The sequence below is a fragment of the Vreelandella jeotgali Hwa genome, from assembly GCF_000334215.1.
Classification (GTDB): domain Bacteria; phylum Pseudomonadota; class Gammaproteobacteria; order Pseudomonadales; family Halomonadaceae; genus Vreelandella; species Vreelandella jeotgali.
The window spans coordinates 213,073-236,076 of the sequence record NZ_AMQY01000010.1 but is presented as its reverse complement, the minus strand read 5'-3'; the positions used below and the strand labels follow the sequence as shown (position 1 = coordinate 236,076).

Sequence of the window (23,004 nt, the reverse complement as noted above, 5' to 3'; positions counted from 1 at the left end):
AAACGTATCTCAAACGGATTCCATGACTGCTGAAAACAGCAGCGCACCGAATCCTGACGAGTCGCTTGCCTTGATATTGGGTGATTTGTCACCCACACCGGCAAGCGCCCACATGAATTACCTGATCAACTTGTTAAAGAGCGTCTCGCGGGCCGTGTCGGCTGCGAGGAGGGCGTATTCTACACCCCTTCAACTTCCTGTCAATGACGATGAAAAATAAAATCAAACCAAGACATCGCGTAACCGACTGACAGGCAAGGCTTTTTCGGGCCCTGAACCGCCGGCAACGCGGGGCGTCGGCGGCAGCGGATGCGTACTATAAGGGCTGTGGAGGTGGTTGGCAACAGCCGCCGGCAAAAAAGTTGTGGCGGCACCTGTTTCAGATTTGCCAATACCTCGACCGCTTCAAAACAACTGTCATTCCAGGACGATTCCGCTCCAACACGACTGCCGCCCCAATACGCCTATTATTGATGCGTCTATTGATTGATACGTCTATTGATGAAGGGGCGCCGGCTCCCCGTGACGCACAATAACCACCAGTGCCCTGGGACCGTGAACGCCGTAGGCCAGCGTTTGTTCAATGTCGGCGGTTTTGCTCGGCCCCGAAATCAACAGGGCGTTGGTTGGCATGGAGTCTGCCCAGCCGTGCGCCTCGATGGCATCAAACAGCGTGGCGCCCAGGGCGTCACTATCGAGTACGGCAATGTGGATGGAAGGCACCAGGCTCAGCCGGCGCGGCTCGTCGGGCGTTGGCCACAGCCAGAGGCTGCCGGTTTCGGCAATGGCGCCCCGAGTAGACGTCAAACCGGCATCGACCCGGTCAAACTGCTCGCGCTGCCAGGCTTCGATATCCCGCGTGGCATCCACCAGCTCAATGTCGCTGTCGGCCAGGCCGGCACGCGCCTCGTTGGGCACAGGGTGCTCATGCCCCAGCGCCAGTCGCTTGATCTGCCTGTCATGCAGAATATCGGCCAGCGCTCGTGTCCAACCCGAGCGGGAGGTGTGGACTACCTCGGCATGAACTGATGTAATCAGCTGCTCAAAGCGCTCAAGATCGGCGCCGAGCTCGCTATCACGCCCGGACATGATGGAGAAATCACTTTCGGGGACGGGGATTGCACCGTCAGTGCGGGTGCGCAGGCGTTCCAGGATCGTCTCGCGGGCCGTCATGATGATTCACCTCCCTGTTGCGCCTGGCGGCGCTTGATCAGCGTATGCAGTGACGTTCTGGCCGGCCGTGGCAGTGTTCGGCAATCCGTCCAGGGCGCCAGCTTCGCCGGCATCAGCGCGCGAAACCTGCCCGCGGCAGCCAGACCGCTACGCCACAGCCCGGGATGGGTGGCGGCCCATTGCCAGCTCTTCCACGCCGCCAGCTCCTTTTTATTACGTTTGGCGCCGGCACCGGGCACGTTGCCACGCCCCTCGCCCACGGCTTCCTGGCGGAGCCTGACCAGCAGGTCGGGAATGGGAATCCTGACCGGGCAAACCTCTCCGCAAGCGCCACACAGGCTGGAGGCGCTGGGCAGTTCGCCGGTATCTTCCAGCCCCATCAGGTGCGGCATCAGAATACTGCCGATGGGGCCGGGATAGGTTGTCCCGTAGGTATGCCCGCCTACCCGGCTATACACCGGGCAGTGATTCATGCAGGCGCCGCAGCGGATACAGCGCAACGTATCGAGCAGCTCGTCGTCCTGGTAGATGCTGGAACGGCCGTTATCCACCAGCACCAGGTGCACTTCTTCCGGGCCATCGTGCTCGCCGGCCTGACGCGGCGCGCTGATCATATTGAGATAGGTCGTCACATGCTGGCCGGTTGCCGAACGCGTCAGCAGGCTATACAGCGGCGGCACATCGCGCAGATGCTCAACCACCTTTTCGATCCCGGTAACCGCCACATGCACCGGCGGCACCGTGGTGGTCATGCGCCCATTGCCCTCGTTTTCGACCAGACACAGCGTGCCGGTTTCCGCCACGGCAAAGTTGACGCCGGAAATCCCCACGTCGGCCGCCATAAAACGCTCGCGCAGCTGACTGCGGGCGGCGGCAGTCATGGTATCCACGTCACGGGTGCGCTCGGTGCCGGTCTTGTCGTGAAGAATCCCGGAGATTTCATCGGTATTCAGGTGGATGGCCGGCATGATGATGTGCGAGGGCGTCTGCTCGTTAAGCTGCACCAGATATTCGCCCAGGTCCGACTCCAGCGACTCGATACCGGCTGCTTCAAGGTGCTCGTTGAGGTGCATTTCTTCCGACACCATCGACTTGCCCTTGATCACCGAGCAGGCCCCGTGCCGGTCACAGATGTCGCGCACGACCCGGCAGGCCTCATCGTCGTCCGTTGCCCAGTGCACGCGAATACCGTTGGCTTCACAGTTGGCCTCCAGCTGCTCGAGCAGATCGGGCAGTTTGGCCAGCGCGCGCCGGCGGATGTTGGCCCCGAGATCGCGCAGGCGCTCCACGTCCTGGTCGCTGAACGCATCGCGGCGCTTGTCCATCAACCCGTCCATGGCACTGCGGAAGTTGGCGCGTATCTGCGGGTTGCCCAGCGCATCGTGCGCCTGGCGATGAAACTCGCGGGGATTATAGGTCTCGACGCTCATGACGTTCTCCGCCATAGATAGCTGGCAATATGTTCGCCGCCGAGCGCCCTGCGCCGATACTCGGCATTGCCGTGGATGTTCATCAGGCAGCCGCAGTCGGAGGTCACGAAATGCCGGGTGCCGGTTGCCTCGATGGCATCCACCTTGTCTTCGACCATCGCCCCGGACACTTCCGGATGGCGCACCGCAAAGGTGCCGCCGAAACCGCAGCACTCCGCGGCGCGGGCCTGCTCGGACAGCTCGACGTTCTGCAACTGACCCAGCAGCGCCGGTGCCGTCTCCGCCAGCCCCATCTCGCGCCGGGCACTGCACGAGGTGTGCATGGCGACCTGCTCGGGGTCGCCCCGGTCATCGAGCTTCACATGACAGACATGCAGCAGAAACTCGGTCAGCTCGAAAGTGCGCGCGGCCACGTCTTCAGCCGCCTCGGCCCAGGGTGTATCCGCCAGCAGATCGGGATAATGCACCCGCAGCATGCCGCCGCAGGAGCCCGACGGCACCACGATGGGCCAGGGGTCGGGAAACAGCGCCAGCTGCGCCTCGGCAACGCGACGCGCTTCATCGTGATACCCCGACGTATAGGCCGGCTGACCGCAACAGGTCTGGTCGCGGGGAAAGATCACTTCGATGCCTTCGCGCTCCAGCAGGCGAATGGCGTCCATCCCGGCTTCGGGATAAAAAATATCCACCAGGCAGGTGCCATAAAAGTAAACTTTCCGTGGCTTGGGCGGATAGTGCTTGATGGGCGTCATGCGCGCTCCCGGCCGGTGGGCAGGCATCCGGCGTCTGAATAAAATTGGTAAAACCAATTAACAAATGAGTTGCTACAACGATAATAAGGCATCCTGGCCCTGTCAATTCGGGCTGCCGATAGCGCACTCACCGAACCCTATAGTTACGACTCGACATTTCGCTTGCCTCCTGGACCCGGCACCCGTAAAATTGGTATGACCATTTACGATTCATCAGGATTACCCACCGAACGCGACAGGGAGCCGCCATGTCAGGTTCTTCGCTGCATCAGCCGCGCCTGGCCGATGTGATTACCGAACGGCTGGAAGCCATGATTCTTGAGGGCAGCCTCAAACCCGGCGAGCGCCTGCCGCCGGAGCGCAAGCTGGCAGAGCGCTTTGGCGTATCGCGCCCGTCGCTGCGCGAGGCCATTCAGCGACTGGCTTCCCGCGGGTTGCTGTCCAGCCGCCAGGGCGGCGGCACCTTCGTCAACGACACCCTCAACGGCGGCTACACCGACCCGCTGCTGGACATGCTCTCCCGCCACCAGGAGTTTGACCTTGACCTGCTGGAGTTTCGTGACGCCATGGAAGGGCTCTCTGCCTACTACGCAGCGCTGCGCTCCACACCCGCCGACAAGGCCGCGCTGATCGAGCGCTTCGAAGCGCTCGACAGCGGCTTTGCCGGCAATGATCCCGACCGCGAAGCCCGGCTCGACGCCGCCTTCCACCTGGCCATTGCCGAAGCCGCACATAACGTACTGCTGCTGCACACCATGCGGGGGATTTTTCACCTGCTGGAACAAAGCATCGTGGAAAACCTGGCCTACCTGTTTGCCAAACCCGGCTCGCGGCGCCAGCTGATGCAGCAGCATCGCACCCTGCTGGAGGCGATTGTCGAAGGCCGCGCGGAAGATGCCCGTGTCCACGCCCACGAACACCTCGCTTATGTGGAAGACGGCCTGATGGAAATGGCCCGCGCGGAAACCCGTGCGCAACGCTCGCTGCGCCGCGCTCAGGGCACCCACTCACAAACATGAAGTACCTGCGCCCCACACGTCACAAGCGACGCCTGGCGATTGCCCTGCTGCTCGCGGGTCTGGTGCTGTGTATCTGGCAGTCGGCCCGCCTGGCGCATGAACAGGCGTTGAACAACCTGCGCGATGACGCCCGCAACGAGCTGCGGCTGTCCGCCGCCAACCTGCGCGGCTACCTGCTGCGCTACGACTACCTGCCGCAGATGCTCGCCTCCCGCGAGACCGTCAAGCGCTTTCTGACCGCGCCGGAAAAGCACGACGCCATGCCGCTCAACCTGCAGCTGGACCGCTTCCGCTTTACCGCCGGAGTCTCCGATGTCTACCTGCTGGACCACGACGGCACCACCGTCGCCGCCAGCAACTGGCACCGCGACGACACCTTCATCGGTGAAAGCTACGCCTTTCGCCCCTATTACAAGCAGGCCATCGCCGGCGGGGAGGGTCGCTTTTACGGGCTGGGCACGCAGTCGCTGGCCCGGGGCTACTATTTTTCCGCCCCGGTATGGCTGGACCATACCGCCCCGGATGCCCGCCCGGAAGGCGTCGTGGTGGTCAAGGTATTACTCGGCGACGTGGAACAGGGCTGGTCGGCGCAAAACGCCGAATTTCTGGTTACCGACCGCGACAATATCGTGTTCATGGCCAGCCGCCCCGGACTGCGCCTGAACGCCCTCCAGCCGCTGAGCGACGACAAGCGCCAGGCGCTGAAGGCCACCCGCCGCTACGCCGACGAGCCACTCGACCCGTCGGGGATTCGCATCGAGCAGAACGACGGCGATAACAGCCGCATTGTCAGCTTTGACCGGGCGCCGCTGGATGACGGACGCTACCTGAGCCTCAGGCGCCCGCTGCCCGAATTCGGTTGGACGATGCACATCCTCAAACCGCTGAAGCCGGTCATCCAGGCACAGTGGCTGGCCGCGCTGCTTGCCGGTGGGCTGTACGGCGTCGTGGCGCTGGCCGGCGGCATTGCCTGGCAGCGTCTGCGACTGCGCCGTGAGCGCGAAGCCTTTGCCGAACGCGAACGCCGCACCCTGGCCCGGGTACGCGACGAACTCGAAGACAGCGTCGAGCGCCGCACCCAGGACCTGGTCGCCAGCAACCGGCAGCTCTCGGCGGAAATCGATGAGCGCCGCCGCGCCGAGGCCAACCTGCGCCAGACCCAGGACGAACTGATTCAGGCCGCCAAGCTCGCTGTATTGGGCCAGCTGGCCGCCGGCATCAACCACGAGCTGAACCAGCCGCTGGCGGCCATCCGCGCCTACGGCGAGAATGCCCGGCGGTTTATTGACCTGGCGCGCCTGGAACAGGCCGACGCCAACCTGGAACAGATCATTGAGCTGACCCACCGCATGACGGAAATCAGCGCGCAGCTGCGGCAATTCTCACGCAAAAGCAGCGAACACCACGAGCACCTGACCGTGCAGTCCTGCCTGGCGTATGCCCTGCGGCTTTTCCAGAGCCGGCTGAATGACGGCCACACCCGGCTGGAACAGCACCTGCCGGAGACGCCGGTCTGGGTGTACGGCGACCTGGTGCGCCTGGAGCAGGTTATCGTCAACCTGATCAGCAATGCCCTCCAGGCGGTACAGGAAACGCCGGCGCCGGCCCTGAACATCAGTCTGACGGCCCGCGACGGGTACGCCCGGCTGTGCATTGCCGACAACGGCCGGGGAATCGACGACGCCCACATGGCCCAGGTGTTTGAGCCGTTTTTCACCACCCGCGCGCCCGGTGCCGGCCTGGGGCTGGGGCTGTCGATCTCGGCGCGTATCATGGAAGATCTCGACGGCAGGCTCGACGCTGCCAACCGCCCGGAAGGCGGCGCCTGCTTTACCCTGACGCTGCCGCTGTCGACAGCTCCCGATGCGCTCACGGAGACACCGCGCCATGCATGAACCGTCCAACCAGCCGGTAATCGTCATCGACGACGAGCTGCACCTGAGGATTACCGCCGCCCAGACCCTTGAGCTGGCCGGCTATACGCCGCACTGTTTTGAAACCGCCGAACAGGCGCTGGCAACCCTGCCGTCAGACTTCCCCGGCGTAGTGGTCAGCGATATCCGCATGCCTGGCATGGACGGCATGACGCTACTGCGGACGCTCCAGCAGCAGGACCCCACGCTGCCGGTGATTCTGATTACCGGGCACGGCGATATTTCCACGGCGGTGGAAGCCATGCGCAACGGCGCCTGGGACTTTCTGGAGAAGCCGTTTGCCGGCGACCAGCTGCTGGACGTGGTCCGGCGCGGCGTGGAAAAGCGCCAGCTGAACCTGGAAAATCGTCAGCTGAAAGCCGAGCTGGAAGCCCAGCAGGCGGCGCTGGGGCCGCGCCTGGTGGGGCGCACCGCGGTGATTTCACGGCTGGCGGCGATGATTCAGCGCATCAGCCAGATCGAGGCCGATGTGCTGGTGATCGGCGAAACCGGCACCGGCAAGGACCTGGTCGCCCGCGCCATTCATGAACGCAGTCCCCGGCGACACGCGCCGTTTGTGGCCATCAACTGCGGCGCGGTGCCCGAAAGCCTGATTGAGTCCGAGCTGTTCGGCCATGAAAAAGGGGCGTTTACCGGAGCCGTGGAGCGGCGCATTGGCAAGTTTGAGCACGCCAACGGCGGCACGGTTCTGCTCGACGAAATTGAATCCATGCCGCTGGCCCTGCAGGTCAAACTGCTGCGCGTGCTGCAGGAACGCGCGGTGGAGCGGCTGGGCAGCAATCAGGCCGTTACTCTGGATATCCGCGTCATCGCCGCCACCAAGATCGACCTCAAGGCGGCCGCCGAACGCGGCGAGTTTCGTGAAGACCTGTATTACCGCCTGGATGTCGTGACCCTGCCGCTGCCCGCGCTGCGCGACCGGCGCGAAGATATCCCGCTGCTGTTTCAGCACTTCGCGGTTGTCGCCGCCACCCGCAGCGGCCTCGAAGCGCCGCCGCTGGACAGCCACGACACCGCCGGCCTGCTGGCGCACGACTGGCCGGGCAACGTGCGCGAACTGCGTAACCTCGCCGAACGCTACGTGCTACTCGGCGCCGCCTTCGACTACCGCCTGAGCAGCCTCCGGGAAGGCGTCAGCGATGACACCGCGGATGCCGGCCTGGCCCACCAGGTCGAGCTGTTTGAAAAAAGCCTGATCAACCAGGCGCTGGCACGCCACCAGGGCCACGTCGTGGCCGTGTGCCAGCAGCTGGACATGCCGCGCAAGACGCTTTACGACAAGCTGAAAAAACACGGCCTGAAAGCCGAAGACTACCGCCACCAGTCGGCCCCCTGAGACAACAGCGACCCCAGCACACCCCAGGGGGGCAGCCAGGGAATCAGCGTCAGGGTGGCAATCAGCATCAACAGGCTGGACGCCGGCCGCCGCCCGTCGGTCAGCTTCAACGCGGTACCGAAAGAGCGTTTGAAGCGCCCGCCCTCGAGATCCACGCTGTATATCTCGTCCAGCAGCAGATGAATCAGGAAGCCCGTGAGCACCGCCAACCCGTGGCTCCATGCCAGCCAGGCCGACTGGGCCAGCCAGTGAAAACTCAGCGCCGCCGCCGCCAGGGTACAAAGCACGGCGGCGAGCAGGGAATGCCAGCCGCCCCGGTGCACCGTCAGACGCGAAAACAGCACACCGCACAGGTAACGCACGCCCACATAAACCCCGACACAGGCGCCCAGCAACGCTGCCGGGCTGAGCCAAGGCTGAAGCAACACCGCCGCCAGCACCAGGCACGGCACCGCCAGCAGCGTGAAAATCAGCCGGTTGGAGCGCGAATGATCTGCATCGATATCCGGCAGTATGCCGCCGAACGCGGTCAGCACGCAGACCACCAGCGACTGCTCGGGCGGCCACCACTGCGCCTTGAAGCCGGCATAGGCCAGAAAGCCGCCGCCGACCGCCGCCAGGGTAATATGCGTGCGAAAATTGGCCATGCCGCGGCACCTTGATAACGCCCGTAAGGCTGTATAAATTATCACATAATGGCGCAGCGTGACATGGGGCAGGCCCGGAAAAGCCGAACGTGGGAAAGCCAGGCGCAGGAAAAGAACAGCGGGGCGTTGGGACAGAACAGCGGAGCATGGGAAAAGAACAGCGGAGCGCTGAGACACAAAGGCGCCCACAGGAGACGCCTCGGGGCAGGCTAGGCGTCCGCGAGAAAGCGGTCCTTGAGGCTGACATAGTTGCCCGCCGTGTAGGTAAAAAATGCCCGCTCGCTGTCCTTGAGCGGGCGCATGGGCTTCGCCGGATTGCCGGCGTATACATAACCGCTGGCCAGGTGTTTGCCCGGCGTTACCAGCGCACCGGCGGCGATGATGACCTCGTCGTCCACCGTTGCGCCATCCATCACGGTGGCTCCCATGCCGACCAGAATCCGGTTGCCCAGGGTCGCCCCGTGCAGAATCGCCTTGTGCCCCACGGTGACGTCATCGCCCACGGTCAGCGGAAACCCCTGCGGATTGAAGTCGCTAGCATGGGTAATATGCAGCACGCTACCGTCCTGGATACTCACCCGGGCGCCGATACGGATGCGGTGCATGTCACCGCGAATCACCGTCATTGGCCAGACCGAGCAATCATCGCCCAGCGTCACGTCGCCGATTACCACGCTGGCCGGATCCACGTAAACCCGCGCGCCCAGGCGCGGCGCAGTGCCCTGAAACGAGCGAATGGCAGCCGTCATACAACCTCCCCGTAGACAATTTCGGCCGGGCGATCAAGGCGCCGCGCCGGATGGATCAGAAAAATGCGCTCAACAGCACCACCACCGTGAGCGGTATGGCAATCCAGCGTACCACGCCCTGCCACAGCGCAAAGCCCCGGGCGCCGACGCCCAGCGCCTGCCCGGCGGCTTGCCGGGGCATGACCCAGGCGGCAAATATCGCCGTCAGCACCCCGCCCAGCGGCAGAAAGATATCCGGCGGAATACTGCTGACCAGCTCGAAGACGTTGCGTCCCAGAAACGGGCGGAAATCGCTCAGCGTCGAGAACGAAAACGCCGACAGCAAGCCCAGCAGCCAGACGCCCAGGCCCACCAGCCAGGTCGCACGCCCACGGGTCAGGCCGAGATCCTGAAGCGTGGCGACCATCGGCTCGGCCAGGTTAATCGCCGAGGTCCAGGTCGCCAGCAGCAGCAACAGAAAGAAAACGGCCAGCCAGAACGCGCCCCCGGGCAGCTCGGCAAAGGCGATAGGCAGGGTGACGAACATCAGCCCCGGGCCGTCGGCGGGGTCCATGCCCTGGGCAAACACGACGGAAAAAATCGCCACACCCGCCAGCAGCGCCACGCTGATATCCAGCGCCGCCACGGTCACCGCCGCTTTGGGCAGGCTCTGATCGTCGGGCATGTAAGCGCCGTAGGCCATCAGCGCACAGGCGCCCACCGCCAGAGTAAAGAAGGCATGACCCATGGCATGCAGTATCACCTCGGGCGTAATGGCCGCAAACGAGGGCTTGAACAGCCACTCCAACGCCATGCCGAAGCCTTCGGTGGTCGCGGCGTAGGCCGCCAGCAGCAGCAACAGCAGGTACAGCAGCGGCATCAGCAGGTTGTTCAACCGCTCCAGCCCCTTGGCCACGCCGGCCGCTACCACCGACAGGGTCATCAGCAAAAACAGCGTATGGTTGAACACCAGCAGCCCGGGGTTGGCCAGAAACGCCTCGAAGCCGGCGCCCACCTCCGCCGCCGTGGCGCCGTTGAAGCGGCCGTTGACCGACGCCACCAGAAACTCGATGGACCAGCCCGACACCACCGAATAAAACGACAGAATACAGAACACCGTCAGCGCGCCGAAAAGCCCCAGCCAGCGCCAGTGGCGCGACGCGCCGGCCTCCACGGCCAGCGCCCCCAGCGAGCCCATGGGGCCGCGTCGTCCGGCGCGGCCGACAAGGATTTCCGCCATCATCACCGGAATCCCCAGCAGCAGCACAAACAGCACGTACACCAGCAAAAACGCCGCGCCGCCGTTCTCCCCGGCAATGTACGGAAAGCGCCAGATATTGCCCAGGCCGACGGCGGCTCCCGTCACGGCAAGGATGAAGGCACGCTTTGACCCCCAGCGCTCAAGCGTTTCGCTCATGACATGATTCCTTGTAAATGAATAGCTTGATAATGGATAACTCGATGATGGATAGCCGGTTAACGGCTCAAGGCAGCCGGCGCCTGCCGCTGCTCCGAACCGACCGTCGGGAGGGCTCGCAAGCCTAGCAGGCGCCCCGCCTCAGGCCAAACCGGGGATTGAAACCGGCCGGGGCCGCCCGCACGTTCAGGGACAATGCTTTCTATATAATGCCGCCCGCGCCGGCCAATCGAGGGACGTATGACCGCCAACCCGCTGCTTGAAACCCACACGCTGCCCCCGTTCGGCGAGATTCGCGCCGAGCACGTCGAGCCGGCGATTACCGCGCTGATTGACGAAAGCCGCGATGCCATCGAAGAGCTGGCCCGGCAGGCGCAGGAACTCCCGCCGACCTGGGACAACTTTGCCGCGCCGCTGGAGGCCATCAACGACCGCCTGGTTCAGGCCTGGGCGCCGGTCTCGCACCTCAACGGCACCATGAATACCCCCGAGCTGCGCGACGCCTACCAGGCCTGCATTGCCGGCCTGTCCGAGTTCAGCACCTGGGTGGGCCAGCACGCCGGGCTGTTTCACGCCTGGCAGGCGCTGCGCGACGGCCCCGCCTGGGAAACGCTGAATGAAGGCCAGCGCCGTACCGTGGACAACACCCTGCGCGAGTTCCGCCTCGCCGGCGTGGCGCTGCCGCCCGAGCCCAAGGCGCGCTACGGCGACATCCAGTCGCGGCTGTCCGAGCTCTCCAACCGGTACGCCAACAACGTGCTCGACGCCACCCAGGCCTGGCACAAGGATATTCAGGACGTCAGCGAGCTGGCCGGCGTGCCCCAAAGCGCGCTGGAAACGCTCAAGGCCACCGCTGACGCCAGGGGCGTGGACGGCTACCGCATTACGCTGGATTTCCCCTGTTTTTTCCCGGTGATGAGCCACGCCCACAGCCGCGAGCTGCGCCGGGAGGTTTACACCGCCTTTATTACCCGCGCCTCCGACCAGGGCCCCAACGCCGGCGAGTTCGATAACGCGCCGGTCATGGAGGAAATCCTCGCGCTACGCCACGAGCTGGCCGGGCTGCTGGATTTTGACACCTACGCCGATCTATCGCTGGCCACCAAAATGGCCGACTCTCCGAATCAGGTCATGACGTTTCTCAACGACCTGGCCAGCCGCGCCGTGCCCCAGGCCCAGCTGGAATTTGCCGAGCTGGAAAGTTTTGCCCGCCGCGAGCTGGACCTGGAAACGCTGGAACCCTGGGACATCGCCTACGCCAGCGAGAAGCGGCGCGAAGCCTGCCATGCGATTTCCGACGAGCAGCTGCGCCCCTACTTTCCCGCGCCCCGGGTCATCGACGGCCTGTTCAAGGTAGTCGAGCGCCTTTACGGCCTGCGCTTCGCCGAAAATACCCGGGTCCCGCGCTATCACGACGACGTGCGCTATTTCGAGATCCTCGAAGACGACACGCCGATCGCCGGCTTCTATCTCGACCTCTATGCCCGCGAAGGCAAGCAGGGCGGCGCCTGGATGGCCGACTGCCGAGTGCGCCGCCAAACCCCGGACGGCCTGCAGCTGCCGGTAGCGTTTTTAACCTGCAACTTCACACCGCCGATCGGCGAGGCGCCGGCGCTGCTGACCCACGACGAAGTCATCACGCTGTTTCACGAGTTCGGCCACGGCCTGCACCACATGCTCACCCGGCAGGACATCGCCGATATTTCCGGCATCAACGGTGTGGCCTGGGACGCCGTGGAGCTGCCCAGCCAGTTCATGGAAAACCTGTGCTGGGAGCGCGAAGGGCTCGACCTGATCGCCGGCCACGTCGACACCGGCGAGCCGCTGCCCGACGAGCTGTTCCAGCGCCTGCAAGGCGCCAAAAACTTCCAGTCGGCCATGGGCATGGTCCGCCAGCTGGAATTCTCGCTGTTTGATTTACGCCTGCACCTGGAGCATACCGCGCCCGGCGCCGACGATATCCAGGCGCTGCTGGACGATGTGCGCATGCGCGTGGCGGTTATTCCGCAGGCGCCATTCAACCGCTTTCAAAACGGCTTTGCGCATATTTTTGCCGGGGGCTACGCCGCGGGCTACTACAGTTACAAGTGGGCCGAAGTGCTGTCCGCCGACGCCTGGAGCGCTTTCGAGGAAGCCGGTCCGCTGGATGCCGCCACCGGCCGGCGCTTTCGCCAACAGATTCTCGAACAGGGCGGCGCCCGGGACGCCGCCGAGCTGTTTGCCGCCTTCCGCGGGCGCGCGCCCAGCATCGAACCGCTACTGCGCCACAGCGGCATTGCCGCCGCCTGAGCCGGTGGCGGCCCACTTTGCGGCGCGGCTGACTTCCATTTCGCCGCGCCGACACCTGCAGGAGAGTTGTCGATGTCATCCGTGAAACGCTTTATTGCCGGGGTGGTCTGCCCTCGCTGCGCCGCCATGGACCGCATTCGCGCCTGGGAACAGAACGGCATCCGCTACCGTGACTGCGTTAACTGCGACTTTTTCGAGCAGCTGCCCATTGATGACGAGCCCGCCGATGAGCTCACCACCCGCGTGAACGAGGTACGCGAAGAGCAGAAGCACCAGGACGACGTAGAGCCGGTGCGGATCCTCGACCCGGGCAAGTCCTCGCCCTGACGTCGGGCGCCTGGTCGCCTGCCCGTTTGCTCTTGCCCCCCTGACGGCGCCGGTTTTCTCCGGTGCCTTTCTCCAGTGCCTCTCTCCGTTGCCTCAACGTCCAGTGAAAAACGTCCCTTGAAAAACGTCTCGTGAAACTGTCTTGTGAACTGTCTCGTAAAAACCGTCCCGTGAAAACGCACTAGCCGTCGCCACTGTGCGGAAAGCCGCACAGTGGCGGGTTTTGTGCGTGTGGTTTACCGGACGGATGACGCGCTTCTGCCGTCGATACCGCCTGCCGCCTCGATTCACCTGCCCAAATAATAAATATAAGATGCTGTTTTATCTATATTGTTTACATACTGGCATGAAAATCGCACAGAATAAGGGTGCATTGGCACAGCGGCGCCATCAACGACTGCTACGCTGTGCCGGATGCCGGGCCATCTACAACGCTGGCCCATCCATCGGAATGCCATACCAACAGCGAAAAACGGGGAACCTCATGCGCATGACAAACAAGACAACCGCGCTGCTGCTTGCCGGTAGTGCCCTTTTCACCGCGTTCAGCGCCCAGGCCGACAAGTCCGACTGGCCGGAAAGCTTTACCGTGGGCACCGCCAGCCAGGGCGGCACCTACTACGTTTACGGCTCCGGCTGGGCGAACTTCATCGCCGACGAGCTGGATATTTCCGGCGGTGGCGAAGTAACCGGCGGCCCCAACCAGAACATGGCGCTGGTCCACAACGGCGATGCGGCCTTCGGCCTGACCACGATGGGACCGGCCGCCGCCGGACTCAACGGCGAAAGCCCGCTGGCCCCCGGGGTCAAGATGGACAACGTCTGTGCCATGTTCCCCATGTACGAAACGCCGTTTTCCATCACGACGCTGGCGGATTCGGGCATCGAGTCCATTTCGGACATTCCCGACGGCGCGAAGATCGGCTTTGGCCCGGCCGCGTCCACCTCGGACACCTACTTCCCCGAAATGCTCAAGACGCTGGGCGTCGACTTCGAGCGCCGCAACGGCGGCTGGTCCGACCTCGGCGGCCAGCTGCAGGACGGCCTGCTGGACGTGATCGCTTTCGCCGCAGGCATCCCGATTCCTGCCGTCAGCCAGCTGGAAGTCCAGACCGACGTCAACATCATCGAGTTCACCCAGGACGAAGTTGACACCGTGCTGGAAGACTACCCGGTGGCGGAATTCGATATTCCCGCGAGCACCTACTCCACTCTGGAAGAAGACTCCCGCGTGGTCTCCATGTGGAACTTCGCCATGACCAGCTGCGATATGCCCGACGACTTCATCTACGAAGTCACCAGGCTGACGATGGAAAACAACGACAAGATGCGTTCGATCCATCGCAGCGCGGAAACCACCGTGCCGGAAAACATCGACCAGAACACCGTACTGCCCTTCCATCCGGGCGCGGCGCGCTGGTACAAGGAAAACGGCTACGACATCGATGAGGACATGATCGACTAAACCCTGCCGCAAGCCCACACAGCCCTGCGCCGGTTCACCCCGGGCAGGGCTGTGTGCTGTTGCCTCCCTGTTCGTACTGCCTTGAGGGTGACGTATGAGTCACAACGCCAACCACACAAACGATGAGCGTGCCGCGGCCGAATCGTCCGAGGCCATTGCCGACGGCGTCGATGAAGACGCGGTGGAATCCAACCGCCGCCTGTATCATGGCTGGGCGCTATGGGGCTTTGCCGGCCTGGCCATCGCCTATTCGCTGTTCCACCTGATCTCGCTGAACATCTTTCCGCTGGAGACCTGGACCTACCGCATCATCCACATTGCCGGTGCGCTGGTGCTGGGCTACGGGCTGTATGCCGGCGCGTCCTTTGTCGAGAACGAGCGCGACGCCTCGCCCGTCTGGCTGAAATGGCTGAGCCTGGCGCTGCTGCTACCCGCCGGCTATGCGCTGTTGCAGGTGTTTTTCATGCACCAGACGCTCGACGGCAGCGCCATGCGCATCGAGCCGGCGATTGAAACCTTTCACTTCGGGTTGCCGCTGATGGCCGCCAGCGCCGCCGGCATCGTGCTGAGCTGGTTTTATCGGCAAACGCGCAGCCGTTTCAATCCTCCCGATCTGGTGCTTATCGTCTGCGCGCTGGCCAGCGCCAGCTATCTGATTCTGGTCTATAGCACCAACATCCGCATGTCCACCGGCACGTCGTTCGCTCCGCCGGGGATTTCCTGGGCGGCGATTGCCGGCTCGCTGCTGATTCTCGAGCTGACCCGCCGCGTGGCCGGTCTGGCGCTGGTCATCATTGCGGCGATTTTTCTCGGCTATGTGTTCGTCGGCCCCTACCTGCCGAGCTTTCTGGGCTATCCCGGGCTGTCGCTGCAGCGCTTTTTCAGCCAGGTCTACACCGATATCGGCATTCTGGGCCCAACCACGGCGGTGTCGTCGACCTATATTATCCTGTTTATTATCTTTGCTGCTTTCCTTCAGGCCTCGAAGGTCGGCGATTACTTCGTCAATTTCGCCTTCGCGGCGGCGGGGCGCGCCCGGGGCGGCCCGGCCAAGGTATCGATTTTTGCTTCCGGCCTGATGGGCATGATCAACGGCACCTCGGCGGGCAACGTGGTCTCCACCGGCTCGCTGACCATTCCGCTGATGAAAAAGGTCGGCTATCCCTCGCGTAGCGCCGGCGCCATCGAGGCGGCCGCGTCCACCGGCGGGCAGATCATGCCGCCGATCATGGGCGCCGGGGCGTTCATCATGTCGGAGATTACCGGCATTCCCTATACCGAGATTGCCATCGCCGCGATCATTCCGGCGGCGCTGTATTTCCTCTCGGTCTACTGCATGGTCGACTTCGAGGCCGCGCGCAAGGGCATGCGCGGCATGCGCAAGGACGAAATCCCGCAGTTTCGCCGCCTGGTCAAACAGGTCTATCTGTTTACCCCGATCATCATTCTGATCGTGGCGCTGTTCATGGGCTACTCGGTAATTCGTGCGGGCACCCTGGCCACCGCCTCGGCCGCGGTCGTGAGCTGGATTTCGCCCAACAAGATGGGCCCGGCGGCAATTCTCCGGGCGCTACAGCTGGCCGGCACCATGGCGATTCAGATTATTGCCGTGTGCGCCTGCGCGGGGATTATCGTCGGCGTTATTTCGCTGACCGGCGTGGGGGCGCGCTTTTCCTCGCTGCTGCTGGGCGTAGCCGGCTTCAGCCAGCTGCTGGCGCTGCTGTTTGCCATGTGCATTTCCATTCTGCTGGGCATGGGCATGCCCACCACCGCGGCCTATGCGGTCGCCGCATCGGTGGTCGCCCCCGGGCTCGTGGATATCGGCATTGACCCGCTGATTGCGCACTTCTTTGTCTTCTACTTTGCCGTGGTCTCGGCGATTACCCCGCCGGTGGCGCTGGCGTCCTACGCCGCTGCGGGCATTTCCGGGGATAACGCCATGGGCACCTCGGTGGCCTCGTTCAAGATCGGGCTGGCGGCCTTTATCGTGCCGTTCATGTTCTTCTACAGCCCGGCCATGCTGATGGAAGGCTCGATATTTCAGGTACTGCGCGTGGGCATCACCGCGACGCTGGGTATCGTGCTGCTCTCGGGCATGGTGCAGGCGTGGTTCTTCGGGCCGATCAAGGCATGGCAGCGCCTGGCCATGCTGGTCGGCGCCGTGTGCATGATCTACGGCGGCATCTATAGCGATGTGGCCGGGCTCGCACTGGGCGCCGCTCTCTTCGTGCTCCAGCGTCGGCATCACAGCGAAAACACCGTCGCCACCGGCTAGCGCCCGCGCGCCGATCGGCGGTACGAAAAACAAAACCCCCGCTTTACGCGATGTAAAGCGGGGGTTTTGCGCTGCATGCGGGGCCAAAAGCCAGGATCACTCCCGGAGATTATCGACAATCTTCAGCACCGGCGCCGACTGGTTGAGGGTATAGAAATGCAGCCCCGGCGCGCCGCCGTCGAGCAGATCCTGACATAGCCTGGAGACCACCTCGGTACCAAACTCGCCGATGGCGTCGCTGTCGTCGCCGTAGCTTTCCAGCTGCTTGCGAATCCAGCGCGGAATCTCGGCGCCGCAGGCATCCGAAAAGCGCGCCAACTTGGTGTAGTTCACGATGGGCATGATGCCGGGAATAATCGGCTGCTTCACGCCCAGCGCCCGGGCCTTGTCGACGAAGTGGAAATACGCCTCGGCGGTGAAGAAGTATTGGGTAATCGCCATATCGGCGCCGGCATGCATCTTGCGGGCAAAGTTTTCCACATCCCGATCCAGATTGGGCGCCTGTGGATGGGACTCCGGGTAAGCGGCCACGGCAATCTCGAAATGGTCGCCGGTTTCCTCGCGGATAAACGCCACCAGCTCGTTGGCGTAGCGCAGCTCGCCGATGCTCGCCATGCCCGAGGGCATGTCGCCGCGCAGGGCCACCAGGCTATCGATGCCTTCTTCGCGGTACTCGGCGAGCAGATCGCGCAGCTGGGCCTTGTCGCTGCCGATGCACGACAGATGCGGCGCGGTGGTAATGCCGCTTTCGCCGACGGCGCGAACGGCCTCACGGGTACGCTGCTGAGTCGAACCGCCGGCGCCGTAGGTCACCGAAAAAAAACGCGGCTGACGGCTGGCCAGCGCATCCCGCGCCTGGCAGAGTTTCTCCCGGCCGGCGTCCGTCCCGGGCGGGAAAAACTCGAAACTGAATCCCAGCGGATGTTGTGGGCTGCTCATACGTTGTCCTTGTGAATTGTCCTTGTGCATTGTCCTTGGGAATTGTACTTCGGGACTGTGCCTGGAAAATTGTGCCTGGGAACTGTGCCCGGGAACTGTGCCCGGAAAGTGCCCTCATCTATTGCCTGGTGGCATTGGCGGGCTTGTGCCGCTGAGGCTTTCGGCTATTCTGTGCGTTTGCCGCCGCATCGGCCAATGAAAGATTTCACGCCGGTGCTTCAATTCCGCTCATACAGCCACCGGATATCAGGAAATACGATGGATAATCTCGCTTTCGATGCGCTCGCCGGCCCGCTGTTCATGCTGCTGGGCTTTGTCGGGCTGGGTTTTATTGCCGCCCGCCGGCTGGCGGTCGATCCGCGTCCCATCGCCACGCTGCTGATTTACCTCATCGCCCCGTTCACGTTTTTCCGCGCGCTGATGAACGGCGGCCCCACGCCGGGCTATGTGCTGCTGACGCTGATTCTCTTCGCGCTCTCCAGCGCCATTGCCCTCACCGTGCGGGCGCTGACCCGCCACCGCTTCGGCGCTCAGGAAGGCGCGCTGCTGGCGTTTTCGTCGGGCACCGGCAATACCGGCTATTTCGGCCTGCCGGTGGCGCTGATCGTACTGCCGCCGGCGGGCGTCACCCAGTACCTGTTCTGCATCCTCGGCATCACTCTGTACGAGTTTACCCTGGGCTTCTATTTGAGCGCCCGGGGGCAGTTTTCCATTCGCCAGAGCCTGAGCAAGATCGTCCGGCTGCCGCTGGTGTATGCCTTTATCGCCGCGCTGGTGCTGGCCCAGCTGGATATCACGCTGCCCGAGCCGCTGATGGCCTCGCTGGATGTCTTTCCCGCCACCTACACGCTGCTGGGCATGATGATTATCGGCATGACCCTGAGCCACGTCACGCTGGCCGCCTGGGATACCCGCCTGATTCTCGCCTGCACCGCGCTGCGCTACGGCGTCTGGCCGCTGGCCACGCTGGCCACGGTGCTGGTCCTGCAGACGTTCTTCACGCTATCACCGGACCTGGCGATGGCGATTCTGCTGCTGGGCGTGGTGCCCATGGCCGCCAACGTGGTGGTGGTCGCCATGGAGCTGGGCATACAGCCGCAGAAAGGCGCGCTGGCGGTGCTGGTGACGACTCTGCTCGCCCCGCTGATCATCCCGCTTTATCTGACCGCCATGCTGCAGGCCGCCGGGCTGGCCTGAGGCCTCGACAGCCCCTGGTCGGATACCTCAGCGCACATTGAAGACGCTTTTGAGATAGTGGAGGTATTCCGGGTCGTGCGTTGCGGCCTTGCCCGGCTCGTCGGAAATCTTGGCCACCGGCTGGCCGTTGCACGACACCATCTTGATCACGATGTTCATGGGCTTAACGCCGGGCAGATCGCAGGTCAGGCTGGTGCCGATGCCAAAACTGGTCTGAATGCGCCCCGCCAGCCGGCTTTTGATCGTCATGGCGTCGTCAAAGGTCAGGCCGTCGCTGAAAATCAGCGTCTTGCTCATGGGGTCGATCCCCAGCGCTTCGTAATGGCGAATGCACTTGTCGGCAAATACCAGAGGGTCGCCGCTGTCGTGGCGCAGCCCGTCAAACAGCTTGGCAAAGTAGAGGTCAAAATCCGCCAGAAAGGCATCGATGTTGATGGTGTCGGTCAGCGCCACGCCCAGGTGGCCACGGTATTCCTGCACCCAGGCTTCCAGCGCGGCACGCTGGCTATCCACCAGCCGGCTGCCCAGCTGCTGGTGGGCCATGACCCACTCGTGCGCCATCGTCCCCATTGGCGCGAGCCCGTAGCGCCGGGCGATATCCACGTTGCTGGTACCCACGAACTGACCGGGAAACTCGTTGACCAGCACCTCGATAACGGCCTCGTGAACCGGCTGCGACAGCCGCCGCCGGGTGCCGAAATCGGCCAGGCGAAAATCCGCCAGCTGGTCCGGCGTATAGTCCCGGCGCAGCGCGGCAAACTTGTCGCGCAGCTGTGCCACCGCCTGATCCACGCTGGCGTCGGGGTAAAGCACGCGGTTACGCACCTCGCTGATAATCGCCAGAATCACGATCTCGAACAGGATGCTGTGCGTCCAGGGGCCGTCAATCACGATGCACAGATCACTGCCGTCCATATACATGGCGACATAGTCGGGACAGAAACGATACAGCTCGAGAAAGCGGATAAAATCCGGCGACATATAGGCAAAGCTGCCCAGGTAATCCGACTCCGCCGGCGTCAGCGCCAGCGAGCGCAGGCTGTCGACCTGGTCGCGTATCTCGTCGAGATAGGGGCTCAGGTCCTCGGCGTTACGGCAGCGAAACTCCCATACCACGCTGGCGTTGGCGTACTTGTGGTGTACGCCCTGCATCATGGTGAGCTTGTACCAGTCGGTATCCAGCAGCGAGGTAATAACCTGTTCCGGCGCGCGGTAGGTGGCTGCCATGCAAAAAACTCCCTGACAGGGACACGTTTAGGGCAAAAACGTCGTCAATAGCATAAAAACACGCATAACAATGCGCCATCGTGGTTCGACGAACAATGACGGATAGACCATGCGGCACGGAGAGACAACAAAGAGTGGAAGGTAAAAAGGTCAAAAAGGTAAAGACGCAAAGATGACAGCGAAAAACGCAAAATCCGCATCGCTACCGATGGGGCCCACGGCCACCGACGGCTGGCTAGCCGACGCGATGCCGCGGCGCGTCATCCAGCGCCCGAGCCGTTGACTGATGCGAGCCGCCGTCATGGCTGTCGGGCTTGCCGGCGGCCTCAACGGGCTCGCCGGTCAGCCGGTACCACTCGGCTTCATCCAGATAGCGCAGGCACCAGCGAGACAGATCGGCGGCGGCACTCTCGGCACTTTGGCGCTGGGTACGATAGCAGCCGGCAATATCCAGCAAATCCTGCCGAGCGGTACAGGCCCGGGACCGACCGCCGTGAACGTTCGCCAGAGGGCGGCGCGGGTCATACGCTGCATGGGTCAGCGCATCAAGCCAATAGCTCAGCTCGTGCGCTTGAATGCCACCGTAAACAGCCACCGGCCTGCCCTCCTTGTTTACCTGAATGTGTCCTGCCTGAATGTGTCCTGCTTGGATGTGTCTTACCTGAAAGCACCGCCCCGCAATGGCGCCCGGACAGCCTGCCAGCATGCCCGAAGCGGGCGCGATTGTCATCCCTGCGGCCCGGCGTGGCGCGCCCGGCGCCGACTCTACCCGGCGACGAAGCTGCCGCCTTACCTGATAGCGTAGCGGCAAGCCCGGCGAAGGCCAAACCCGGCAAGGCCGAGCGCCCGCTTGCCATCACTCGGGCCGGGCATCCTCGGGCCAGGGCCAGCGTTGCGCCCAGCCGCGTTTCTGCGCCGCACGCTGCTGCTTGAGCGCGTATTCCGCACGGCTGGCCGCGGCGCGGTCGGCAAACGGCCGGGCACCCAGCGGCGCTACCGGCGGATTGGCGCGGGTATAGCGCGCGCCCCTGCCGTCACAGTGAGCGCGATAGCGTCTGGCCAGGTCATTGGTAATGCCCACGTAGGTACCCCGCCGGCATTCCAGCAAATACACATACCAGACCCCGCCGGCGGCTGACGCCGTGTCACTCATGGCATCTTCTGACATGGCAGCTTCTAACATGACACCCCCTGACGGCCTGACAGCAAAATCATCTCTCGGGCGCACTGCCCGCGGCTCACCCGAACGCCATCAGCTCGGTAACGAAGCCAAAACCCCGCTTGGCAGCCTGCGACGAACCCGCTAGGGTTTGGGGCAAGCACCGGCGGCCGGATCGCCCGACGCCGGCTTATCGGCACCCACACGCGGGGCGACCATGATTAGTGTTTATCTGTCTCATGGCCTGGAAAGCGGGCCGGGCGCGCTCAAGGTGGACGCGCTCAAGGGCATGACCGAGAAGCTTGACGATGTTGACCCCGTCGTCATGGATTACCGCCATCTTCCCGACCCTCGGGCGCGGCTGGAGCATCTGCGCGACACGCTGCACCGGCGCGGTGACGATCCGGCCGGCTGCATCATGGCGGGGTCCAGCCTGGGCGGCTGGCTCAGCGCCATGCTCGGCGCCGAACACCCCATGCTGGGCTGTTTTCTCCTCGCCCCGGCGCTGGGGCTGGCCGACTATCCGGAAACCTCGCCCGTGCTCAGGGCGCGCAGTACCCATATCATCCACGGCTGGCGCGACGACGTTATCGCACCCGACCCGGTGATCGACTACGCCCGCCGCCAGCGCCTGTCGCTGCGGCTGCTGGACGACGACCACCGCCTGCATCAGAGCCTGCCGACGATCCTCGACGACTTCGAGCAGTTTTTACACCACTGCCAGGCCCTTGTCCGCTACGCCTGATGGCGCGGGCGCTGCCTGTGTCATACTCCTGCCGTTACGCACACCAGGGGACACGCCATGTATCGACTACGCCCGCTGCTGGCTCTGCTTCTGCTCCTCGCCGTTGCCAACGCCCACGCGGATAATCAACGCTGCCTGACACCGGGCGAGTGGTGGCAGGACGACCGCATCCTTTCCACGCCCGACCTCATGGCCCGGGCCGCAGACCGGCACGTCGTGCTGCTGGGCGAGCACCACGACCGCATGGCCGACCACCGCTTCGAGCTCCAGACCCTGGCCGGCCTCGCCGCCCACCGCGATAACCTGGTGATCGGGCTGGAAATGCTCCCGCGTAGCCGGTGCTCGATGACTGGGTCGCCGGCAAGCTCAGCGAGGAGCAGCTACTCAAGCAAAGCCGCTGGCGCGAGGCCTGGGGCTACGACCCGGCCCTGTACATGCCGATTTTTCACTTCGCCCGCATGAATCGCATCCCCATACGCGCCCTGAACATCGCCCCGGCGCTGCGCCGCCGGCTCGCGCGCGAGGGTTTTGACGCCGTTCCCGCCGACGAGCGCCACGGCATCGCGCCGCCGTCCGCTCCGCGTCGGGCTTACCGCCAGCGCCTGCGCCGGATTTACGACGCCCATCCGGCCGGCCAGGTATTCGACACCTTCCTCCAGGCGCAGCTCACCTGGGATGCCGCCATGGCCGACGCCCTGGCCGGCGCCAGCGACGACGACCGGCTGGTGGTGGGGCTGATGGGCACCGGGCACCTGCGCCACAACAACGGCGTAGCGCACCAGCTGGCCCAGCACGGCATCAACAACCCAATGACGCTATTGCCGCTGGCGTCGGACCGCTGCCAACCGGCAACGCCCGGGCTGGCCGATGCTCGCTACGCGCTGGAAGCCGCGCCCCAACCAATAGACTTCATGGAGCGGCTGGAAATCCGTTAACCGCCCGGCC

At 63.9% G+C, this 23,004-nt stretch carries 21 protein-coding genes and 1 pseudogene; 11 read left to right on the top strand and 11 right to left on the bottom strand.

The window, feature by feature from the left end; all coding sequences use genetic code 11:
- On the top strand, positions 1-220 hold a 220-nt coding region (locus C793_RS14605; protein ID WP_217994452.1), incomplete at its 5' end, for a hypothetical protein.
- 275 nt (positions 221-495) lie between these two features.
- Here the strand turns inward: C793_RS14605 and C793_RS0103325 are convergent.
- Genes C793_RS0103325 through C793_RS0103315 form a run of 3 tightly spaced genes read right to left on the bottom strand, consistent with a single transcriptional unit; the run spans position 496 to position 3,355 of the window.
- Positions 496-1,173 carry a LutC/YkgG family protein gene (locus C793_RS0103325; protein ID WP_017429539.1) on the bottom strand — a complete coding sequence of 226 codons (678 nt, stop codon included), beginning with the start codon at positions 1,171-1,173 and terminating at the stop codon, positions 496-498.
- The gene (locus tag C793_RS0103320; RefSeq protein WP_017429538.1) at positions 1,170-2,603 is read right to left on the bottom strand and encodes a LutB/LldF family L-lactate oxidation iron-sulfur protein; all 1,434 of its coding nucleotides are present in this window, start codon (positions 2,601-2,603) and stop codon (positions 1,170-1,172) included. The genes C793_RS0103325 and C793_RS0103320 overlap by 4 nt, the downstream gene beginning before the upstream one ends.
- Entirely contained in the window at positions 2,600-3,355 is a 756-nt protein-coding gene (locus C793_RS0103315; protein WP_017429537.1) for a (Fe-S)-binding protein, read from the bottom strand. The genes C793_RS0103320 and C793_RS0103315 overlap by 4 nt, the downstream gene beginning before the upstream one ends.
- Before the next feature lie 248 nt (positions 3,356-3,603).
- Between C793_RS0103315 and C793_RS0103310 the strand changes: the two genes are divergently transcribed.
- The 3 genes from C793_RS0103310 to C793_RS0103300 are packed head-to-tail and all read left to right on the top strand — an operon-like array spanning position 3,604 to position 7,644.
- A complete protein-coding gene (locus tag C793_RS0103310) occupies positions 3,604-4,374 on the top strand; it encodes a GntR family transcriptional regulator (RefSeq protein WP_017429536.1) in 771 nt (256 codons plus the stop codon).
- On the top strand, positions 4,371-6,269 hold the full coding sequence (locus tag C793_RS0103305; protein WP_017429535.1) for a sensor histidine kinase: 1,899 nt from the start codon (positions 4,371-4,373) through the stop codon (positions 6,267-6,269). The genes C793_RS0103310 and C793_RS0103305 overlap by 4 nt, the downstream gene beginning before the upstream one ends.
- Complete coding sequence (locus tag C793_RS0103300) at positions 6,262-7,644, top strand: sigma-54-dependent transcriptional regulator (protein WP_017429534.1); 1,383 nt, start codon at positions 6,262-6,264, stop codon at positions 7,642-7,644. Before C793_RS0103305 ends, C793_RS0103300 begins: the two co-directional genes overlap by 8 nt.
- Here C793_RS0103300 and C793_RS0103295 read toward each other — a convergent pair.
- The 3 genes from C793_RS0103295 to C793_RS0103285 form a co-directional block, all read right to left on the bottom strand.
- Positions 7,620-8,291 (bottom strand): metal-dependent hydrolase, encoded by a 672-nt coding sequence (locus C793_RS0103295; protein WP_017429533.1) that lies wholly within the window; start codon positions 8,289-8,291, stop codon positions 7,620-7,622. The genes C793_RS0103300 and C793_RS0103295 overlap by 25 nt on opposite strands.
- Before the next feature lie 209 nt (positions 8,292-8,500).
- Entirely contained in the window at positions 8,501-9,040 is a 540-nt protein-coding gene (locus C793_RS0103290; protein WP_017429532.1) for a gamma carbonic anhydrase family protein, read from the bottom strand.
- A 55-nt stretch (positions 9,041-9,095) separates the two neighbouring features.
- Positions 9,096-10,436 carry a sodium-dependent transporter gene (locus C793_RS0103285; RefSeq protein ID WP_017429531.1) on the bottom strand — a complete coding sequence of 447 codons (1,341 nt, stop codon included), beginning with the start codon at positions 10,434-10,436 and terminating at the stop codon, positions 9,096-9,098.
- Positions 10,437-10,676: 240 nt separating this feature from the next.
- Between C793_RS0103285 and prlC the strand changes: the two genes are divergently transcribed.
- The 4 genes from prlC to C793_RS0103265 all read left to right on the top strand — a co-directional run bounded on the left by prlC (position 10,677) and on the right by C793_RS0103265 (position 16,792).
- On the top strand, positions 10,677-12,725 hold the full coding sequence (gene prlC / locus C793_RS0103280; RefSeq protein WP_017429530.1) for an oligopeptidase A: 2,049 nt from the start codon (positions 10,677-10,679) through the stop codon (positions 12,723-12,725).
- 72 nt (positions 12,726-12,797) lie between these two features.
- Positions 12,798-13,052, top strand: a complete 255-nt coding sequence (locus C793_RS0103275; RefSeq protein WP_017429529.1) for a YheV family putative zinc ribbon protein — start codon at positions 12,798-12,800, stop codon at positions 13,050-13,052.
- Between the two features lie 490 nt (positions 13,053-13,542).
- The gene (locus C793_RS0103270; RefSeq protein ID WP_156804873.1) at positions 13,543-14,517 is read left to right on the top strand and encodes a TAXI family TRAP transporter solute-binding subunit; all 975 of its coding nucleotides are present in this window, start codon (positions 13,543-13,545) and stop codon (positions 14,515-14,517) included.
- Between the two features lie 94 nt (positions 14,518-14,611).
- The gene (locus tag C793_RS0103265; RefSeq protein ID WP_017429527.1) at positions 14,612-16,792 is read left to right on the top strand and encodes a TRAP transporter permease; all 2,181 of its coding nucleotides are present in this window, start codon (positions 14,612-14,614) and stop codon (positions 16,790-16,792) included.
- 96 nt (positions 16,793-16,888) lie between these two features.
- Here the strand turns inward: C793_RS0103265 and metF are convergent, their stop codons facing one another.
- Positions 16,889-17,731, bottom strand: coding sequence for a methylenetetrahydrofolate reductase [NAD(P)H] (metF, locus tag C793_RS0103260; protein ID WP_017429526.1), 843 nt, complete (start codon positions 17,729-17,731; stop codon positions 16,889-16,891).
- Between the two features lie 258 nt (positions 17,732-17,989).
- On the opposite strand from metF, the gene C793_RS0103255 reads away from it, so the two are divergent.
- Entirely contained in the window at positions 17,990-18,928 is a 939-nt protein-coding gene (locus C793_RS0103255) for an AEC family transporter (RefSeq protein WP_017429525.1), read from the top strand.
- Positions 18,929-18,955: 27 nt separating this feature from the next.
- Here the strand turns inward: C793_RS0103255 and pncB are convergent, their stop codons facing one another.
- The 3 genes from pncB to C793_RS0103240 all read right to left on the bottom strand — a co-directional run bounded on the left by pncB (position 18,956) and on the right by C793_RS0103240 (position 21,338).
- Entirely contained in the window at positions 18,956-20,155 is a 1,200-nt protein-coding gene (gene pncB / locus C793_RS0103250) for a nicotinate phosphoribosyltransferase (protein ID WP_017429524.1), read from the bottom strand.
- 235 nt (positions 20,156-20,390) lie between these two features.
- Positions 20,391-20,750, bottom strand: coding sequence for a hypothetical protein (locus C793_RS0103245; protein WP_017429523.1), 360 nt, complete (start codon positions 20,748-20,750; stop codon positions 20,391-20,393).
- A gap of 261 nt (positions 20,751-21,011) precedes the next feature.
- The gene (locus tag C793_RS0103240; RefSeq protein WP_017429522.1) at positions 21,012-21,338 is read right to left on the bottom strand and encodes a GIY-YIG nuclease family protein; all 327 of its coding nucleotides are present in this window, start codon (positions 21,336-21,338) and stop codon (positions 21,012-21,014) included.
- A 193-nt stretch (positions 21,339-21,531) separates the two neighbouring features.
- On the opposite strand from C793_RS0103240, the gene C793_RS0103235 reads away from it, so the two are divergent.
- On the top strand, positions 21,532-22,059 hold the full coding sequence (locus tag C793_RS0103235; RefSeq protein ID WP_017429521.1) for a YqiA/YcfP family alpha/beta fold hydrolase: 528 nt from the start codon (positions 21,532-21,534) through the stop codon (positions 22,057-22,059).
- Positions 22,060-22,125: 66 nt separating this feature from the next.
- Here C793_RS0103235 and C793_RS14555 read toward each other — a convergent pair whose 3' ends face one another.
- Positions 22,126-22,353, bottom strand: a complete 228-nt coding sequence (locus tag C793_RS14555) for a hypothetical protein (protein ID WP_017429520.1) — start codon at positions 22,351-22,353, stop codon at positions 22,126-22,128.
- On the opposite strand from C793_RS14555, the pseudogene C793_RS13475 reads away from it, so the two are divergent.
- Positions 22,249-22,994 (top strand): annotated as a pseudogene (locus C793_RS13475) (ChaN family lipoprotein). The gene C793_RS14555 and the pseudogene C793_RS13475 sit on opposite strands and share 105 nt — an antisense overlap.
- Positions 22,995-23,004: the final 10 nt, after the last annotated feature.

Coding starts and splice junctions, on each gene's coding strand:
- C793_RS0103300 (WP_017429534.1), top strand. CDS start 6,262: ATGCATGAACCGTCCAACCAGCCGGTAATCGTCATCGACGACGAGCTG.
- metF (WP_017429526.1), bottom strand. CDS start 17,731: ATGAGCAGCCCACAACATCCGCTGGGATTCAGTTTCGAGTTTTTCCCG.
- C793_RS0103235 (WP_017429521.1), top strand. CDS start 21,532: ATGATTAGTGTTTATCTGTCTCATGGCCTGGAAAGCGGGCCGGGCGCG.
- C793_RS0103285 (WP_017429531.1), bottom strand. CDS start 10,436: ATGAGCGAAACGCTTGAGCGCTGGGGGTCAAAGCGTGCCTTCATCCTT.
- C793_RS0103310 (WP_017429536.1), top strand. CDS start 3,604: ATGTCAGGTTCTTCGCTGCATCAGCCGCGCCTGGCCGATGTGATTACC.
- C793_RS0103240 (WP_017429522.1), bottom strand. CDS start 21,338: ATGTTAGAAGCTGCCATGTCAGAAGATGCCATGAGTGACACGGCGTCA.
- C793_RS0103320 (WP_017429538.1), bottom strand. CDS start 2,603: ATGAGCGTCGAGACCTATAATCCCCGCGAGTTTCATCGCCAGGCGCAC.
- C793_RS0103315 (WP_017429537.1), bottom strand. CDS start 3,355: ATGACGCCCATCAAGCACTATCCGCCCAAGCCACGGAAAGTTTACTTT.
- C793_RS0103305 (WP_017429535.1), top strand. CDS start 4,371: ATGAAGTACCTGCGCCCCACACGTCACAAGCGACGCCTGGCGATTGCC.
- C793_RS0103265 (WP_017429527.1), top strand. CDS start 14,612: ATGAGTCACAACGCCAACCACACAAACGATGAGCGTGCCGCGGCCGAA.
- C793_RS0103295 (WP_017429533.1), bottom strand. CDS start 8,291: ATGGCCAATTTTCGCACGCATATTACCCTGGCGGCGGTCGGCGGCGGC.
- C793_RS0103290 (WP_017429532.1), bottom strand. CDS start 9,040: ATGACGGCTGCCATTCGCTCGTTTCAGGGCACTGCGCCGCGCCTGGGC.
- prlC (WP_017429530.1), top strand. CDS start 10,677: ATGACCGCCAACCCGCTGCTTGAAACCCACACGCTGCCCCCGTTCGGC.
- C793_RS0103270 (WP_156804873.1), top strand. CDS start 13,543: ATGACAAACAAGACAACCGCGCTGCTGCTTGCCGGTAGTGCCCTTTTC.
- C793_RS0103275 (WP_017429529.1), top strand. CDS start 12,798: ATGTCATCCGTGAAACGCTTTATTGCCGGGGTGGTCTGCCCTCGCTGC.
- C793_RS0103325 (WP_017429539.1), bottom strand. CDS start 1,173: ATGACGGCCCGCGAGACGATCCTGGAACGCCTGCGCACCCGCACTGAC.
- pncB (WP_017429524.1), bottom strand. CDS start 20,155: ATGGCAGCCACCTACCGCGCGCCGGAACAGGTTATTACCTCGCTGCTG.
- C793_RS0103255 (WP_017429525.1), top strand. CDS start 17,990: ATGGATAATCTCGCTTTCGATGCGCTCGCCGGCCCGCTGTTCATGCTG.